Raw genomic sequence first — 17,678 nt, forward strand, 5'->3', positions numbered from 1 at the left:
TTGCTTTTGGTGCTTAATTTAGTTTAAGCGCCTGTTTATTTAGCCAATGACGACTTGCAAAATTGCCACAAAAACCTGAACAGCTGATCAAAGTGTAAGTAAATACTGAGCTTAAGGGCAAGTTGCAACACTAAGTTAGTTGAGCGATAGCTAAAAATGTTGGGCTTTTAGGTGTAAACCTTACTTGTATATTGCTTATACAACTTAGGTGAGTGAAAAGTTTTTGCGATGTGTCAATTTAATGTGGTTATTGTCTGTGATTATGGTGTTTCATCCTATAAGGTTACGCCTTCGCCAATTATATAGCTTCACGAAAGGACCATAAGAAGCATGAAACAACAATCAAACAACAGCATATTACGATTTATTACCCAGGGCAGTTTAGTGCTGCAGATCCTTATCGGTATTATCGCCGGTAGCATTTTAGCCGTTTTAGCACCTAGTGCGGCTACGTCTATTGGCATGTTAGGTAGCCTTTTTGTTGGCGCTTTAAAAGCCGTAGCGCCGGTATTGGTTTTTGTGTTGGTAGCGGCCTCAGTAGCTAGCCATAAACGAGGCCAAAATACTCAGCTTCGTCCGATTATCTATTTATATTTATTTGGTACTTTTGCCGCGTCGTTAACGGCGGTAGCCATGAGCTTTATGTTCCCTACCGAGTTAGTGCTAGTGAGCACCGAAACCTCGGCTAATCCTCCGCAAGGCATTGGCGAGGTATTACACACCTTACTATTTAAAATTGTCGATAACCCAATTAGCGCCATTATGAATGGCAACTACATTGGCATTTTAGCGTGGGCAATTGGTTTAGGTATTGCCATGCATAGCGCATCGGACACTACCAAAACCTTGTTTAATGACGTGGCTGCGGGTGTATCAAGCATTGTGCGTTTTGTTATTCGCTTAGCGCCAATTGGTATTTTTGGCTTGGTGGCAAACACTATTGCGCAAACCGGCTTCTCGGTATTGCTAGGCTATAGCCAACTATTGTTGGTATTAATTGGCTCTATGTTGCTGATTGCCCTAGTGATGAATCCGCTATTGGTATTTTATAAGATCCGCAAAAACCCATACCCATTAGTATTTAAGTGTTTACGTGAAAGTGGCGTAACTGCCTTCTTCACCCGTAGCTCTGCTGCGAACATTCCAGTAAACATGGATTTAGCTCAGCGCTTAAAGCTAGATGAGGATACTTACTCGGTGTCTATCCCACTAGGTGCCACTATTAACATGGCCGGTGCTGCAATTACCATTACCGTGTTATCGCTAGCGGCAGTGCATACCTTGGGTATTCAAGTAGATTTTGCTACTGCCTTGTTACTGAGCGTAGTGGCAGCGGTGTCTGCTTGTGGTGCCTCGGGTGTTGCTGGTGGATCGTTATTGCTTATTCCATTAGCGTGTAGCTTATTTGGTGTGTCTAACGATGTGGCCATGCAAGTGGTTGCAGTAGGCTTTATTATCGGCGTATTGCAAGACTCTGCCGAAACCGCGCTAAACAGCTCTACCGATGTATTGTTTACGGCTGCTTGTTGTAAGGCTGCTGAAGAAAAAGCTTAACAAGCTCTCTAAACTGACGTGAAAAAGGATGGCTTAGGCCATCCTTTTTATTGTTACTCGTAATCTGCATTGATGGCACTAGTTAAGGTTTGTTGCATTGAATTGATATGTCCTCTAATTGACCTGCTAGATTTGGTTTTGAAGAACTTCTGTCTTTCTCTTTTGTTTTGGTTGCAGATGCGATGATGCCGTCATTTTTGGGGATTTGCCTAATAAAATACGCTATCAATCATTAGCGAACTGTTCTTTTTAGCATCGAGTCATTATTATGTCTTACTTATCAATATGCATAAGGAAGCGCAGTGATTGATTTGCTTAGATCCTCTCGTTTAATTCTCACACTATTTGTTTTTTGGTTGCCGCACTCATTGGCTTTGGCTAATCAAGCTAACTATTGGCAAATTGGCGCGGTTCCAGATTGGGTTCAAAGTGCGGTTAATTCGCCAAAAGTGGGTAATGGCGTGGAGTCCATAGAGTATTTGTTGTCTGATACTCAAGTAAACTTAAATTTATCTGAAGCTCAGCGCTATAACCATTATCGTTATCAAGTTAATGATGCCGCAGGTGTTGAAGATAATTCGGACATAAATATTACCTTTAGCCCTGATTATCAAACAGTGGTAATACATAATGTTGAGGTTATTCGGCAGGGAGAGCCTAGATCGCGATTATTTGAAGAAGATGTGCGGCTAGTTGATATTGAACCGGAGAAAAGTAACAAGATTTATTCTGGGCATAAACAGCTACAACTTTGGTTAAAAGATGTGAGAGCCGGTGATGTGGTTGATTATAGTTATAGTGTTGTCGGTACAAATCCAGTGTTCGATGATTACTATAGCGCTTTCTTTAAACTGGGCTGGGGCATTGAGGTAAAACAAGTCAATGTTAGTGTTATTGCTTCGAATAAGCGCCGGTTAAAGCATCAGTTGATAAAAACTGATACACAGGTAAAGGTTGATAAACGAGCAACTGACACTCGATATTCTTTAACATTAGTTGATATTCCCGCTTATTATTCTGATGGCGATGAGCCGTCTTGGGAGTTTTCTCAGCCATATTGGTTGGTGAGTAATTTTGAAGATTGGGCGGAGGTAAACAATTGGGCTTTGGGCTTATTCGAATACTCTGCAAAAAATTCAACAGCACTAAATCATTGGTTAGACGATTTAAAAAGCTTACCCACTAAAGCTGCAATTGAGCAAGCCATTGGCTTTGTACAACAAGACATTCGCTATTTAGGTGTAGAGATTGGAGAAAACTCTCACCGACCACATACCCCTGCAGAAGTATTTGATAACCGCTACGGTGATTGCAAAGACAAATCGCTATTACTAGTCACTGCGCTTAAGTCTTTGGGGATAAACGCAGATCCTGTTTTAGTTTCCACCTATAACCGCCAGACAATTCGAGATTTTATTCCTGCTTACAATTTATTTAATCATGCTATCGTTCGTTTTGATTTTGAAGGGAAAGAGTACTGGGTTGATCCGACGAAAAACTATCAAGCTAGGGGCTTAAACTATATTGTGCAGTCTTCTTTAGGCGACGCTTTAGTCGTGGCTAAAGGAAACACCAATTTGTCAGAAGTGCCTGACTACTTGGCTATAGATAATCGGATTATATTTGAACAAACTTATAAAGCAGCCGACTACCAATCACCGGTAGAGCTATTGATTAAAGCTACTTATACCGGGACTCAAGCCGATAGAATGCGCTACCGAGTTGCCAGCAAAAGTGCTAAACGTATGTCGAAAGAGTACTTGGAGTACTATCAACGGTTGTATCCAAAGCTTAGCCGTTTACAAGCGATCCAAGTAGAGGATGATGTTAACACTAATCAGCTTACCATTTATGAATCTTACTTAGTGCCTGAGTTTTGGACGATCGAGGATGGAGAAGCCGTCTTTGAGCTCTATTCTGATTTTGTTGATGATTATCTTTACATCCCAGAAAAAGTTAATCGTCTGCAGTCTCTTGCTTTGGGCTCGCCTATTTCCGTTTATCAGGTCTCTAAGCTGGTTCTACCTCAAGATGTTGATTTTTCTAGTTTAAAAAGCCATAGATCAGAGGAGAATGAATATATAAAGCTGAGCTCAAGCTTTGATTATAAGAATAGGACTATTTCATTTGACCATGCTTACACTAATAAAGCTCGTTCTGTACCGCCGCAAGATACAGAGCAGTACATTGAATTTATACGAGAAGCGCGCAAACGCTTAAGTATTAGGTATAGCGTAACCAACGTAACAGAAGAAGACACTTATGATTCTGTGGCTAAGCTAGTCAACTACTTATTATCTTTGAAGCAGGCTAATGCTAAGGAACTGAATTAGTGAAAATTTTTGTTACTTTAATTGTTTGCTTGCTGCTAAATGCTTGTGCAGTCACCGAGGTAGATAGTCAGCAGAACGCTTTGTCGGCTCATAATAAGTCGGCCAATGTGCATAATTACGATAGCGAACGGTTTTACATCCAATTTGTAGATGCTCTCAATCAAAATACTGAGCAGGCTCTTCGCTCAAAAATCAATCTTGACGTCAGTGCCGATTATCTTGACGCAGAGCTTGGTTTAGACTCGGTATCTAAAAGTGATATGAACAAATCTCTTGAAAGACTAAATGATCGCTTTATCTACGTGTTAAGCGAGCAAGCTAATTTGCAATGGAGTTACGTTGGCGGTGAACTTAACCAGCATGATAAAAAAATCAGTTATTATCGAGCGACAGAAGGGGATTACTTTGCTTATTACACGTTAACCTGGCGTCACAATAAGCTCGTTGATATCGAAAGTACTCTGCTTACCATGGGGGTTAGCTCGATGTTTTCTATGGCAGCTCAATTAGTCGCCGCCAACACCTCTACAGAAGTAGAGAAACGTTTAAATAGTTTTGTTAAGTTGGCTATAAATGGGGATACAGAGCGAGTCCCTTTAGCTTACCAACGCCTTTCTAAGGAATTCCAACAAAGTAATTTGGTATTAGGTGTTTTAACGACTTATTTAGCCGAGCAAGAATTCGCCGAGTTACCATTGGCGTTTTCGGAATTCATGCAATCAGAAAAACCAATTCACCCTCGATTTTATGGTTACTATACTGACACCGGTAATTATCAAGCAGCCATAGATTGTCTCAAGCAGCTTCCTACCGCGGTTTTCGAAGACCCAAGAATTCAGGCTGAAATTGCTTCTATTCACTTTTTAGATGGTCAAGCGGATATAGCGAAAACAGTGCTACGCAATGGCATTTTAAACCACCCTTACGATGTGTATAGTTACTTTTGGTTATTGGATTTCGCGTTGAAAACAAAAGATTTTGAAGAAAGTGAGTTATTGCTAAACGTGCTTAGAGACCGCTTCTTTGTTGAGTACTCTCGTCAGGACTTGGTTGAAGTTGAGGGCGGGGATGACTTTGTTAATTCTCGCTTTTACACTCGCTATCAAACTTACCTAAAGAACGCCGCTTGATATAGATAATATAAAAGACCCACAGCAAACTAAGGGTCTTTTATTTCCTTACTTAGCTGCCGCCTTTTGCTTGGCTTTCTCATACTCGGCTTTAGCTTTACTACGCTCCCACAGCGGCCTTAGTAATGGGCTAAACAACACCATTGCTGCAATACTAATAAAGGTGAGGGTTAAGGGGCGTTCCCACAAAAAGCTTAACTCGCCATCGCCAATTAGTAGTGCTCTGCGTAGGTTGTCTTCGAGCATACCGCCCAGAATAAAGCCCAGTAGCATTGGTGCCATAGGGAAGTTGAGCAAGCGTAAGCCCAAGGCTGCCATACATATCGCCACCATGATCATGATGTCCATGCTGTTAAACGACACCAGATACACCCCAGTAATTGAGAACAGCAAAATCATCGGTACCAAATAAGGGCGAGGAATGCTTAGTAGCTTGGCGAGGTAGGGGATTAGCGGCAAGTTTAAAATTAGCAAAATCACATTACCAAAATACATAGAGATGATGATCGACCAAAATAGGTCGGGGTGCTCGATGTACATTCTTGGGCCAGGTTGAATACCATAAGCGATAAGTGCACCCAGCAATACCGCGGTGGTGCCAGAGCCAGGAATACCCAAGGTGAGCAGAGGTACAAAAGAACCGGTAGACGCCGCGTTATTGGCCGATTCGGGCGCTGCCAAGCCTCTTAAAGAGCCTTCACCAAATTCTTTCTTTGCGTCGCCTTTGGCGAGATTTCTCTCTACGCCATACGCCAGAAAAGAGGCGATAGTCGCGCCTGCGCCGGGTAATACCCCAACAAAAAAACCAAGAAATGATGAACGAAGAGTAGGGGCTGCTACCGACTTTACCTCTTCCTTAGTGAGCTTAAGGCTACCCAGCTCCGACATCATTTTTTGTTCGGTAGCGCTGTTATTGGGGTTCTCGGGTTTTAATACCGACATTAAGGTTTCGGCTAGGGCAAAGGTTGCCATGGCTAACAGTAAGAAGCTAAAGCCGTCGATTAAGTCCATCTGGCCAAAGGTAAAGCGCTCTACGCCTTCACTTCTGTCGGTGCCTACGGTGGCTAACATTAAACCCACAATGGTCATCATTACCGCTTTTAATACTTGACCTTTGCCTGAGAAAGCAGCCACGGCAGAAAGACCAAGCACCATTAAGGCGAAGTAGTCGGCGCTTTGAAAACTCAAAGAGACAGAGGCCAAAGCAGGCGCGGCAATTAACAGCATAATTGCGCCCAAAGTGCCGCCAGTGAATGAGGCATAAGCAGCAACGGCTAAGGCTTTACCCGCTTGGCCTTTTTTAGCTAAGGGGTTGCCATCAAAAGCGGTCACTACGGTGGCACTGCAACCTGGCGCATTAATTAATATCGACGAGGATGATGCGCCAAATATAGCGCCGTAATAGACACCCGCCATTAAAATTAAACCTGATGAAGGCTCTAAACTATAAGTCAGTGGGATCATTAAAGCGATGGCGGTAATTGGCCCAAGGCCGGGTAACATGCCAATAAAGGTGCCCACTAAGCAGCCTACAATTACCATCATTAAATTCATTGGCATAACGGCGGTGCTAAGCCCAGCTAAAATTCCATCTAACATCATCGTGTCCTTATTTTGCTAGCCATTAAACCAGTGCCACAGTTGCCCAGGTTCTAAATAAATATCTAATACTTGGGTTAATAGCGCCCAAAAAGCCACAGTGAACAAAATGGCTACTACCAGTGCTTTTTTATGGTGGGTTTCACCCATGATGCGAAAGCTCACTACCAGGAAAATAATGGTGGCTAATACAAACCCCATCCAATTGACGAGTAGGCCATAGGCGAACATAGCTACTAGCAATTTGGCGGCGGGGCGCCATACCAAATGTTTTACGCTGGTTCTAAAATCACTACCGCCGGTGAGCATCAAAATGATTGAGCAAGCAATACCGCACAGGGCTAAAAACTGCGGCAGAGTGCGCGGGGTGAACGGTTCATATTCTGCGCCGGGAAATAGCGGAATGTCGTAGCTAAAATAGCCGTAGAACAAAGAGAGCAGCAAAAAAATTAGGCCGCCAATTCGTTGATTGCTAATTTGCATTGTTAGCTCCAAATGTAAAAAAAGTCCGGTGCCTAGGCACCGGTGCTTAACTGAGTACTACCGATAAGCAAATAAAGCAGCAAGGGAGTTGCTGGCTAATAGGATTACTTTAGAAAGCCTAGCTCTTTCATTAGGCTGCCTACTGTTTTCTCTTGTTGTTCTAGAAAGCCGAAGAACTGACCATAAGGTACAAAGTTATTTACCCAGCCATTACGTGAACGCACGGTTTCCCATTCTGGGGTGGTGTACATTTCTTTAAGCATGTCTGAGAACTTCTCAGCTTGCGCTTTGCTGGTGCCCGGTGCCGCAAAAAAGCCACGCCAGTTAGCAAACACAGTGTCGTTACCCATTTCTTTTAAGGTTGGTACTTCGGGGGCGTCTTTAACTCGTTTTTCTGCGGTAATGGCTAAGATACGAATTTGGTCGTTTTTCGCCATTTCTAGCGCTTCGCCTAAGCCGGTTGAAAGTAGCGCTGTTTCTCCAGAAAGCAAACCAGCCATGGCTTTACCGCCGGCATCGTAAGCTACGTAGCGTAATCTTAGTGGGTCTAAGCCTTCGTTTTTAATAGCAGCGGCTGCTACTAGGTGATCTAAACTGCCGCGCGCACTACCGCCAGCAACTTTTACTTTATTGGGGTTGTCTTTGAAGTCGGCAATTACTTGGTCCCAATGAGTATATTTGGAATCGGCTCTAACAATTAACGCGCCGTAGTCAGCAATTGTGGCAGCGATGGGAGTAAGATCGCGGAAAGACTGCGGGAATACGCCGGTTAATGAGCGAACCACAATCGGCGTTGAGTTCACCATTAAGGTATGTTCTTGGGTTTTAGCGGTTTCTATTAAGTGAGCAATGGCTTTACCGCCGCCTCCGCCACTCATGTTTTGGTAAGACACCTTATCGATAATGCCCGATTTCATTAAGGCTTCGCCGGTGCCACGGGCGGTTCCATCCCAGCCTCCGCCTGCGCCGCCGGGGATTAGAAAGTGCACTTCTTCTGCGTGAACTGTGCCGCTTAGGCCTGCGGCCAATACTGCGGCCCCTATTAATGTTTTGACCAATTTAATCTTGGCTAACATGTTTGCTCTCCTTGTTGCATAGGGCTTTCAGCGTGGCTGAAAGTGGTTGCTGCCATGCTTAAATACCGCTAGCTGGCGAATAAAGTTAAATTAATGTTAATGGAAGCCTGAGATTTTGAAATGTAAGCCAAGTAATGGCTTTAAAGTCCATATTGGTAATTAAGTGCATATTGTTCACGGGAGCTGCTCGCTAAGCTCGTGCTAAGCTAAATTGAAACAAACAGGGAAAAGTTTAGATGTATCAACAAGCTCGCTTACCAAGCTACCGTGCTCGCTTATTGTTAATAATGCTGATTTACAGCCTTATTCAATTAAGCATTGTGGTAGTGACCAGCTATTGGTACGTAAGTGATTCTGAATACCAAGACAAAGGGGAGCGGGCCTTAGATGTAGCGCGAGTGGTGGCTAAGCTGCCCGATGTAGTGAGTGCGGTAGAGCGCCGAGATAGTGCAAACTTACAGCCTTTAGCAGAAGAATTACGCCGCACTATGGGCGCAAGTTTTATTGTGGTGGGGGATGTTGATGGGATCCGCTTGGCTCACCCCAAAAGCGAACGTATTGGCAAACCGATGGTGGGAGGCGATAACCATGCGGCTCTGGTACTAGGGCAAGAGTATGTGTCGCAAGCCAAGGGATCTTTGGGGGTATCGGTACGCGGTAAAGTGCCAGTTAAAGATCAACAAGGGCAGATCATAGGTATTGTCTCGGTTGGATATTTGCTAGAGAAAATCGACGTACAACTGCAACCCTATTTGCACTTTATGGTGCTGTTGGTGATGGCGGTGTTGTCTCTCAATATGCTGATTGGTTGGTGGCTGGCACAACGGATTAAAGACACATTGTTGGGTTTTGAACCAGAGCAGATGACCCGTTTATATGCGGAACTGCAAGCCACGCTTAATACCATTCGTGAAGGGGTGATAGCGATTAACCGAGAAGGCATTATTACTAATGTGAATGCTAATGCGATTCGCTTATTAGGCAAAGACCTGCAAGGAAAATCGATTAGTCCGGTTGGTTTACCGCTGCGAGATTGGCTACCCGATAGTGATATGGCCGAATTACTCGATCAGCCGCAAGCGCAAAGCGATGTGGAGTTACTGCTTAACGGGCACTTAGTGATTGCTAACCGAGTGCCAATGAGAGACCAGCAACAAAACTTTATTGGTATGGTTTCCAGCTTTAGGCGGAAAGATGAGATCACCTTGCTCACTAAGCAGTTATCGCAAATTAAGGCGCATTCAGAAGCCTTGCGGGTACAAAACCATGAGCATTCTAATCAGCTAAATACCATTGCTGGTTTAATTCAGTTAGGCGAAAGTGATAAAGCCTTATCTTTTATTGGCCAAGCTAATGATCAATTCCAAGAACTGATTCGCTTTTTGATAGAAGCAGTGGAAGATTCGGTAATAGCAGGCTGTATTTTGGGTAAGTTTCACCGGGCGAGGGAGCTTGGTTTAACCCTAAATATTGATCCCGACAGCAGCTTGCGCGACTTACCAGCACACTGTGGCTCGGAGCAAATCGTTACCATAGTGGCTAACCTGTTAGATAACGCTTTTGAGGCAACTCGCGCTAGCAATGGCCGCGAGCCGATTAATCTCTCTATGACCGATTTGGGTAACGACATAATCATAGAAGTGGAAGATTTTGCTGGTGGTATTCAAGATAACTTACAAGCCAATATCTACGAGCAGGGAGTGACCACCAAAACCCAAGGCGACCACGGCATTGGCCTGTACCTAGTAAAAGAAACCGTGCAAATTTTGCGTGGAAATGTTGAGTTTAGTAGTGACAATTTGGGCACCCGTTTTACGGTGTATATTCCCAAGCAGTTAAAGCAGGAGTAGCCATTTGATTCAGGTATTAATTGTTGAAGATGATGCGGGGATTGCCGAGATCCATCGCCAGTACTTGCAGCGCGTGAGTGATTTTGAAGTATCCGGCATTGCCTTGAGCATTGCCGATGCGATGATTCACATTAAGGCTAAACCTCCACAACTTTTGCTGTTAGATGTGTACCTACCCGACGGCACCGGCCTAGAATTGCTAAAACACATTCGCAGCCAAGATCTTGCCATTGATGTTATGTTGCTCACCGCCGCTAAGGAAGCCTCTACCTTGCAAGAAGCGCTGCGTAATGGCGTGTTTGACTACATTCTAAAACCGGTGGTATTTCCGCGTTTACAAGAATCCTTGAATAACTATAAAAATTATTTACGCAGGCTTGATCAAAATAGCTCTTTTGAGCAGCAAGATGTAGATAAGTTAATGCCAATGAGTGAAGGCGCAGTAGCCGAAAGCAAAAAGCGCTTACCCAAAGGCGTGGACGCGGTAACGCTAGATAAAGTGCGCGCACTGTTTAGTGAACATGCTTCATTAACTGCCGAGTTAGCCGGCAAACAAATTGGCAGTAGTCGCACTACAGCAAGGCGTTATTTGGAGTATTTAGTGAGCTGTAATGAGCTTACGCCTGAGGTGGCTTATGGTGCAGTAGGCCGGCCAGAGCGGGTCTATCATCGGGTTAATTAAAAGTTATTCACCAGAATTTAAAATCAAAAAGGCTCGCTATTGCGAGCCTTTTAGTTACGGAGCGTTGCTTATTGGTTGCAAAGACTTGCTTAGTTTACAGCGTTGTCTGCTTGGCTGGTCATGCTTGAGCCAAAAGAAATACCTTGGTCGTTCACGGCCATATTCATTTGCGCTTTAATTCGGTAGTCTTTTAAGTCCATCAATTCTTGTGGCACTTCTTCTCCGCTTAATTCAATACCACTAATAATCGGTTCAAACATTTGCTGGTAGTCGATGAACATGCTTAAAAGCCCATTGTTGGCCACTGGCTCTGAAGCTAGTTGCTGACTCACTTCTGCAGCACGCTGGCCGTTAAACAATACAAGGTGGTTACCTTTAAGTGCTAGCTGAGGCTGTATGTTGGTGGTAGGTGGTAGCGGTAATAAATGGCTAACATCAATCGGTGTGCCATCGGCTGGCAAGCTTACACTGGCTAGCTCTGGTGAGAACTGTTTGGCAATGTCGAACAAGGCACCTGGGTTGTCGGCAGACACACTAATAATGGCATCTAGGCTTTCAAGCTCTTCTGGGCGGCTGATGTCAGCGAGTTTGTAATCAAACACGGCCATGCCAATGCCCTTAAGGCCGTTAGCCATGCCGGTCATCATGCCAACCATGCCTGGGTTTTGTTGCTGCATAGCCATTTGCACGTTTTGTAGCGGCTCACACTGGTAATCAGGGGTAAGCATTTCTTCCCAAACGGATAGCAATGAAGGCACTAATTGGTTTACATCAATGCCATAAGCCATGCTAAATACCGCATTTTCGGTGTTTGAAGCATAAGAAGGAATAAAGCCGCTCATCGCTTGGTAGGCGCTAAGTAATACGCTGTTGTTGCTCTCTACCACCATGCGCACGCCAAAGCTGCTTTCTTTGTCGTTAATGCTTAAGCTATCAAAACCCATTACCGTTTTTGGCCAGTTAGCGGTAATACTGGCAAACTCTTGTTCACAAACTGGAGTACGTAAGCTTGTAAGCTCGTTGCTATTATCCATTTGGGCTAACTGAGTAAGGTGTTTTGCCAGTAGGTTTCCATCTTTTGTGGTTATTGCTTTAGCAATCTCTTGGTGGTTAATAAAGCCAATGCCTTCTTCCATGAAACCGTGCTTGGTTAGGCTGTCTTGGATTAATGTGGTGGCGTTGATCGGCTGCTCTGCTGGTTTAAGGCCTAACGCTGTTTCTAACAAGCTGTTTTGATTAAGTGAGGTATTTAAAGTAATGGTAAGTAGACCATTATTTACGGCTACGATTAAATCTGCGGTTTCTGAGTCGCTGTCATCGCTCAAACGATAAGCGCGATACTCTACGCCGCTAAGTGTTTGCTTAGTATGGCTAAAACCACTTTGCTGTTCGGCTTTATCTAACCAAGCCCAAATAGCATCGGCTTTGCTTATCTCTACTTTCATCACCGGGATGATGCCTAAGGTGTAAAAGTAGCTGTGAATATCGTTGGCTAAACCAAAGGTATCTACAAAGGTTTGCCCGTCTTTTAGTGCTTCGTTGTAGCTTTCGAACAAGGCAATGAAAAACTTACCGCGCGGGTCACTTACATCTGTTTCGGCAAAGGCGTCACTTGGTAAATTGTTGTATGAACCTGCCATTGAATCAACATAGGCTTTGATTGGGAAAGGTTTTAGTTGAGCAGAAAATACCGCAGTATCGGCAGGAATATACGCGAGTGCACCCGCTTCGCTATTAAGGTTTGTAGCCTGCTGAGAATACCAGTAGCCACCCGCTCCGGCCCCAATGGCTAACAAACCGCCTGCGATAAGAACATTCTTCATCTAAAACTCCGTGTATATTTGATTAACTACCTTTAGATGAAACGCTTTTAGCTTCAACTTTACAGGTGCAAAGGGGCTATTAAATCATTGATAAAAATGCACTTCAATTAATAAGTGATTAAACAATTAATTGGCGGTTTTGTATTAGCCGTAGGGTTAAGTTGCAGGGTGTTTTGTAGGGCACTTTAAAGGCGATATAACGCTCAACAATGAGCTTTAATTTGGCTGCCAATTATCCGGTTAAGGCATCGCCTAAGTGTGTTATTAGGGGGGAGAGTAATAATCTTGCCTAGTTTTCCCAATAAGGGGGAGCGCCATAGTATTCTGCGAAGTAATCAAGAAAGGCTCTCACTTTAGGTGCCAATAGCCGAGAGCTGGGATACACCGCCCAAATAGCAGCCGCATCATTAAGGCTATAATCTTGTAGCACTTCGACCAAGCTGCCATTTTCTAGCTGCTTGTAGACTAACCACTCTGCACACATTGCAACACCCAAACCTTGCAAGGCTGCGTCGCGTACCGCTTCTCCGTGGTCTACTCTAACTCTGCTTTTTAGCTTTATGTTTTGCAGGCCATTAGGGGTATTGAAGCTCCAAGTATCAAAACCCATCTGCTTAATACAGCTATGGTGCTTTAAATCTTCGAGGGATGTTGGGTTTCCGTATGCTGCAAGGTAATCCGGTGAGGCGCAGATAATCCGTTTATCGGTAGCCAGCTTTTTGGCAATAAGGGTTGAGTCTTTAAGATCTGCATCTCGGATGGCGACATCAAAGCCACCTTCAATCATATCTATCATGGAGTCGGTCAAACGAATATCGACAGATAGCTCTGAATGCTTATCTAAAAAACCTTTTAGAGCAGGTATAACATGCATTCGGCCAAAGGAGGCGGGAGCGGTAATTCTTAATGTACCCGTTGCTTGGGCTTTGCCTGTTCCCACTGTTGAGCGGGCCGCATCAACACTAGCTAGTATCTCATCGGCATAGGGCAAAAGTGCTTCGCCTTCCTCGGTGAGTGAAACCTTACGGGTGGTGCGATGAATAAGTCGAGCGCCAATGCTTTCTTCAAGTTTATTGATATGCATGCTGGCTACTGGTGCAGACAAGCCAAGTTCTTTTCCCGCAAGGCTAATATTATGGGTGGCTGCGACCCTTACAAACAAGCGGAGGTGCTCAATATTCATCGTGTTATTTAGACCTTTTTGTTAGGCAAGTTGTGAACGGGTAAACTGAAGCGCAGTGCACTGTTTTAGCTTAAACCATGCGTAAGCGCCTGCAAGTGTATTGGCAATACAAGCCGCGACAACTGTTTGAATAATGCTTTGTGTTGCTGTGCCAAGCCAAATGGCTGGAACATATAAAACCAATAAACGAACCATAGATACAAACAAGGCTCGGCGAGCTTCCCCTAAGGCATTAAATGCTGAAACCACCAGCATGCAAAGGCCAAGAGGTGCATAGCTAAAAGGAATAACCCACAGAGCGATACTAAACCAGTTTTGCATCATCATATCAGCACTTATCAGCGGAATAATATAAGGAGAGCTACTCGCTGCGATAAGAGCAATTACTAGATGAAACACCAGTAAAAATTTAGCGGTAACCGTTAACACCTCAACAATTTCGTTTAGCTTACCTTCGCCAAGGTAGCGGCCAATAATAGGCGGAATGGCCATGGTTAAGGCTAGGGTAAAAACCAGAAGAAAGCTTTCTAGTCGAGATAATAGGCTCCAGAAGGCGATTTCTTCGGTGCCAATCTGAGCAATTAGCAGCATACAAATAAAAGCACTTAATGAAGGCAGCAACTGATTCAATATGGTTGGCACAGTAGTGCGAATTAACTCTTTGCCATAGTAAAAATAGGGAGAGTTTTGTATGGCTTGCTGTTTAGTACTGCTGCTGGGAGAGCTAAAGCTTATAGCAGCAAACCACTGTTTGCCGCGTGCTTTATTCAGCATATACAGAGTACAAATGCCGTAACTTAAGGCAGAGGCAAGGGCTGCTCCTACAATGCCCATGTTAAAACCAAAGATAAGCCAAGGGTCTAGTATCAGGTTGATAATACTGGCCAACAGGAACATTTGTCCGGTGGTTTTTGTATCTTCATTTGCTCGATAGACACAAGATACCAAGTATAGCGCGGCCACAGAGATAGCACTTAACAGCCAAACTGGCCAATAGCGATTAAAGATCGCTGCCAACGCTAGTTGTTTTGCCGAGCTTACATCGGAGGCAATGAAGGTCGCTAATATTGGCTCTTGTAACAGCCACAACACCACGCCCAGTAGAGTGATAAGCAAGGTGCCGCCAGCCGCTGCTAATGTGGCAACGGTTTGAGATTTTAGCTTATCGCGGCCGCCACAGGCCTTAGAGATAACAGACGTTGCCGCAACCCCAATACCTACTTGAATACCTATAAACGCCGCTTGAAAGGGTAAGGTAATGCCATGAACCGCAAGCTGGTTAACGCCAAGCATGCCGATAAATACCGAATCAACCAGTTGCACCAACATAATGGAAAACAAACCCACGGTGAGTGGCAGCGTGCGCTTGATGATGAGTGTTAAGGTTGGCGATACGGCAAACATCTAGATAACCTTGGTTTAGGTGAGGGCAGAAACAACAGTGGCTTGCTTTACGGCAAGCTACTAAGCGTTATGGGTAGCGACTAGGGTCTGTTGGCCATTGCTGATGGTTTTTGCAGCAATTTATTAGCCATTTAGGCAAGGCAGTGAGTGTGCATTTAAGTGGGCTTAATAATCACTCGCTAACGCTGAATAAATGGCTAAGAAATGCTGCCCGAAGGGTTCGGATAAGCGAACTTTACTCTTAGTTAAGCACTTCTTGCTTAGCCCACTAGGCTTCTAAGTGCTCGCCGCGATTAAAGCCCGCTTATCTCGAACAGAATTTCAACACCAAAGATCATCAGACCCTAGTTAATATCAATGACAACCTTGCCAATTGCTTGACCACTGGCTAGGCGATCGTGCGCTGCCGCGGCATCGGCTAAGGCAAATTGTTGGCTATCAAGTACTGGTTTTAGTTCGCCAGCCTCAACAATTTTTGCCAGTGCTTCAAGGATCTTACCGTGTGCAGCTCGACCTTGGTTGTATATCATCGGTAAAAGCATAAACACAACATGTAAAGACAGGCCCTTCATGTGCACCACGGTTAAGTCTTGTTCGTGCATAGACAGCGTGGTAGTAATTTGACCGTTTAGCTTGGCCGCTTCAATTGAGTTATTGATATTGGCACCGCCCACTGAATCAAAAATCACGTCAAATCCAGCACCCTTGGTGTACTTTTCAACATAGTCTGCAACGCCTTCGGTTTTAAAGTCGATAGCTGTAGCGCCAAGCGCTGCGATGAGATCAGTTTGCTCGCCAGCAGCACCAGTTGCAAAAACCTCAGTACCAAAATGTTTAGCAAGTTGTAGTGCAACATGTCCCACGCCACCGGCGCCGCCATGAACAAGTACTTTTTGACCTGTTGTAATGCCTGCTCTAACCAAACCTTCGTAGGCGGTAATACCCACTAACGGCAGCGCAGCGGCTTCTCGCATTGAGATGTTGCTTGGCTTGTGAGCCACTAAATTCGCGTCTGCCAGCATGTATTCTGCCAACGAGCCTTGCAGTTCACCAAGACCACCAGCACAGCCGTATACTTCATCTCCAACCCTAAAGTTGTTTACGCCTTCACCAACCGCTTCAACTGTACCTGCGAAATCCATTCCCAAAACACCTGGGAGCTTAGGGTGAAATGGTAAGGCTTCACCCATGTCACGAATCATCATGTCGATGGTGTTAACACTAGACGCCGCAACCTTTATTAACAGGTGACCTGATTTAAGTTCTGGTTTGGCTATTTCTGCTGTTTCAAGTACCTTGCTGTCACCGAATGCGCGAATCACAGTTGCTTTCATGATGATGAACCTCTATCCGTTATTGTTTGTCATTGATTGGGGTTCAGTATAGGCAGCATGTTTAGTTTGATAAGAAGGACAATTACAAAATCAGTTTTAAGTTTTTGTTAATAATGAAGTGTCTCTTGGAATAGTGAGACCTATCAGGCCCTAATAACATTTTGGAAGTAGGTTTTTCAGCGACCTTACCTTAGCTGCATTATTAAATTTTTATTAACACTGATTCTGCGTTTCAGTTTCTTATCCCTGCTCAGACATAGCAGTAGACTTCTCGGCAATAAACGCCCTAGGTTGAGGAGCCTAATATGCATTATGAAGGTAAAATCTATCGTCCTTGGATGGAAGCCAAGAGTGTACTTATTCAAACCACGCTAGGTTGCAGCAATAACCAGTGTACCTTCTGTACTATGTTCGACGACAAGCGTTTTAAAGTGCGTGAGCTTGAGGCGATCTTTAAAGACATTGATGAAGCGAGATTGTTACATCGCCAGGTCGAGTCAATATTTCTTATCGACGGCAATGTAATGGCGATGCGCACCGACAAGCTGTTAAAGATCCTTGATAAAATTAAAGTGACCTTTCCTGAGCTAAAGCACTTGGCGCTGTATTCAGGCTTTAACGATTTTCGTCGTAAGAGTATGTCGGAACTAAAAGAATTGCGTTCGGCGGGGCTTACTACAGCTTATTCTGGATTAGAGTCTGGCGACCCTATCGTGTTGGAGCGGATTAAAAAGGGCATGACACGTGAGCATGCCATTAAAGGTATGGAGATGGCGCGTGAAGCTAACATTCAAGTGCTTGCCTCGTTTATTTTTGGTCTTGGTGGCAAAGAGCGTTCTGTTGAGCATGCGAAAAATACCACTAGTTTGCTTAATATTATGCGTCCAGATGCGATTGCGCCAATGGCGCTTGCTATTCAACCGGGTAGCGAGTTGGAGCGGGAGCTACACCGGGGAGAGTTTGCACTACCCACACCGCTACAGATTTTAGAAGAGGAAAAGTATTTGCTGGAAAACATGGATGATTTCCCGTGTTATTACTGGGGTGACCATGGTAACAACATAGCGTCTATGCGTGGGGTTTGGCCCGAGGTTCGCCAATCTTTCTTGCAGAATATTAATCAGCATATCGCGCATAATCCAATGGCGAAGAAAAATGCGATTGAGACCTATGCATGGTAGAAAATTGCCCATAGATTTAATCTAAAAACAATCAATATCAAGTTAA

The 17,678-nt window shown here is 44.3% G+C and carries 13 protein-coding genes; 6 read left to right on the plus strand and 7 right to left on the minus strand.

Features of this window, described 5'->3' with window-relative positions; all coding sequences use genetic code 11:
* The first annotated feature begins 330 nt into the window (after positions 1-330).
* From sstT to K5609_RS05510, 3 genes are all read left to right on the plus strand, one after another.
* A complete protein-coding gene (gene sstT, locus K5609_RS05500) occupies positions 331-1,554 on the plus strand; it encodes a serine/threonine transporter SstT (protein ID WP_221076310.1) in 1,224 nt (407 codons plus the stop codon).
* 482 nt (positions 1,555-2,036) lie between these two features.
* Complete coding sequence (locus K5609_RS05505) at positions 2,037-3,887, plus strand: DUF3857 domain-containing transglutaminase family protein (RefSeq protein ID WP_221076311.1); 1,851 nt, start codon at positions 2,037-2,039, stop codon at positions 3,885-3,887.
* Positions 3,887-5,017, plus strand: coding sequence for a tetratricopeptide repeat protein (locus K5609_RS05510; RefSeq protein WP_221076312.1), 1,131 nt, complete (start codon positions 3,887-3,889; stop codon positions 5,015-5,017). Before K5609_RS05505 ends, K5609_RS05510 begins: the two co-directional genes overlap by 1 nt.
* A 48-nt stretch (positions 5,018-5,065) precedes the next feature.
* Here the strand turns inward: K5609_RS05510 and K5609_RS05515 are convergent, their stop codons facing one another.
* From K5609_RS05515 to K5609_RS05525, 3 genes are all read right to left on the minus strand, one after another.
* Positions 5,066-6,616 (minus strand): tripartite tricarboxylate transporter permease, encoded by a 1,551-nt coding sequence (locus K5609_RS05515; RefSeq protein WP_221077208.1) that lies wholly within the window; start codon positions 6,614-6,616, stop codon positions 5,066-5,068.
* Between the two features lie 18 nt (positions 6,617-6,634).
* Positions 6,635-7,099, minus strand: a complete 465-nt coding sequence (locus K5609_RS05520) for a tripartite tricarboxylate transporter TctB family protein (RefSeq protein ID WP_152779958.1) — start codon at positions 7,097-7,099, stop codon at positions 6,635-6,637.
* A gap of 104 nt (positions 7,100-7,203) precedes the next feature.
* Positions 7,204-8,175, minus strand: a complete 972-nt coding sequence (locus K5609_RS05525) for a tripartite tricarboxylate transporter substrate binding protein (protein ID WP_221076313.1) — start codon at positions 8,173-8,175, stop codon at positions 7,204-7,206.
* Between the two features lie 236 nt (positions 8,176-8,411).
* On the opposite strand from K5609_RS05525, the gene K5609_RS05530 reads away from it, so the two are divergent.
* Complete coding sequence (locus K5609_RS05530; protein ID WP_221076314.1) at positions 8,412-10,025, plus strand: ATP-binding protein; 1,614 nt, start codon at positions 8,412-8,414, stop codon at positions 10,023-10,025.
* 4 nt (positions 10,026-10,029) lie between these two features.
* The gene (locus K5609_RS05535) at positions 10,030-10,707 is read left to right on the plus strand and encodes a response regulator (RefSeq protein ID WP_152779954.1); all 678 of its coding nucleotides are present in this window, start codon (positions 10,030-10,032) and stop codon (positions 10,705-10,707) included.
* An 89-nt stretch (positions 10,708-10,796) separates the two neighbouring features.
* Here K5609_RS05535 and K5609_RS05540 read toward each other — a convergent pair whose 3' ends face one another.
* The 4 genes from K5609_RS05540 to K5609_RS05555 all read right to left on the minus strand — a co-directional run bounded on the left by K5609_RS05540 (position 10,797) and on the right by K5609_RS05555 (position 16,451).
* Positions 10,797-12,530: a hypothetical protein gene (locus tag K5609_RS05540; RefSeq protein ID WP_221076315.1), complete on the minus strand. Its 1,734-nt coding sequence runs from the start codon at positions 12,528-12,530 to the stop codon at positions 10,797-10,799.
* A 289-nt stretch (positions 12,531-12,819) separates the two neighbouring features.
* Positions 12,820-13,713: a LysR family transcriptional regulator gene (locus tag K5609_RS05545; RefSeq protein ID WP_016400914.1), complete on the minus strand. Its 894-nt coding sequence runs from the start codon at positions 13,711-13,713 to the stop codon at positions 12,820-12,822.
* Positions 13,714-13,734: 21 nt separating this feature from the next.
* A complete protein-coding gene (locus K5609_RS05550; protein WP_221076316.1) occupies positions 13,735-15,117 on the minus strand; it encodes an MATE family efflux transporter in 1,383 nt (460 codons plus the stop codon).
* A gap of 344 nt (positions 15,118-15,461) precedes the next feature.
* On the minus strand, positions 15,462-16,451 hold the full coding sequence (locus tag K5609_RS05555; RefSeq protein WP_221076317.1) for a zinc-dependent alcohol dehydrogenase family protein: 990 nt from the start codon (positions 16,449-16,451) through the stop codon (positions 15,462-15,464).
* A gap of 305 nt (positions 16,452-16,756) precedes the next feature.
* On the opposite strand from K5609_RS05555, the gene K5609_RS05560 reads away from it, so the two are divergent.
* On the plus strand, positions 16,757-17,632 hold the full coding sequence (locus K5609_RS05560; RefSeq protein WP_152779946.1) for a radical SAM protein: 876 nt from the start codon (positions 16,757-16,759) through the stop codon (positions 17,630-17,632).
* Positions 17,633-17,678 lie beyond the last annotated feature (46 nt).

Source organism: Agarivorans aestuarii, assembly GCF_019670125.1.
Lineage (GTDB): Bacteria > Pseudomonadota > Gammaproteobacteria > Enterobacterales > Celerinatantimonadaceae > Agarivorans > Agarivorans aestuarii.

What these genes read in the sequence shown, in the direction of transcription:
- K5609_RS05545 (WP_016400914.1), bottom strand. Translation starts at nt 13,713, where the DNA reads ATGAATATTGAGCACCTCCGCTTGTTTGTAAGGGTCGCAGCCACCCAT.
- K5609_RS05515 (WP_221077208.1), bottom strand. Translation starts at nt 6,616, where the DNA reads ATGTTAGATGGAATTTTAGCTGGGCTTAGCACCGCCGTTATGCCAATG.
- K5609_RS05555 (WP_221076317.1), bottom strand. Translation starts at nt 16,451, where the DNA reads ATGAAAGCAACTGTGATTCGCGCATTCGGTGACAGCAAGGTACTTGAA.
- K5609_RS05520 (WP_152779958.1), bottom strand. Translation starts at nt 7,099, where the DNA reads ATGCAAATTAGCAATCAACGAATTGGCGGCCTAATTTTTTTGCTGCTC.
- K5609_RS05530 (WP_221076314.1), top strand. Translation starts at nt 8,412, where the DNA reads ATGTATCAACAAGCTCGCTTACCAAGCTACCGTGCTCGCTTATTGTTA.
- K5609_RS05550 (WP_221076316.1), bottom strand. Translation starts at nt 15,117, where the DNA reads ATGTTTGCCGTATCGCCAACCTTAACACTCATCATCAAGCGCACGCTG.
- K5609_RS05525 (WP_221076313.1), bottom strand. Translation starts at nt 8,175, where the DNA reads ATGTTAGCCAAGATTAAATTGGTCAAAACATTAATAGGGGCCGCAGTA.
- K5609_RS05540 (WP_221076315.1), bottom strand. Translation starts at nt 12,530, where the DNA reads ATGAAGAATGTTCTTATCGCAGGCGGTTTGTTAGCCATTGGGGCCGGA.
- sstT (WP_221076310.1), top strand. Translation starts at nt 331, where the DNA reads ATGAAACAACAATCAAACAACAGCATATTACGATTTATTACCCAGGGC.
- K5609_RS05560 (WP_152779946.1), top strand. Translation starts at nt 16,757, where the DNA reads ATGCATTATGAAGGTAAAATCTATCGTCCTTGGATGGAAGCCAAGAGT.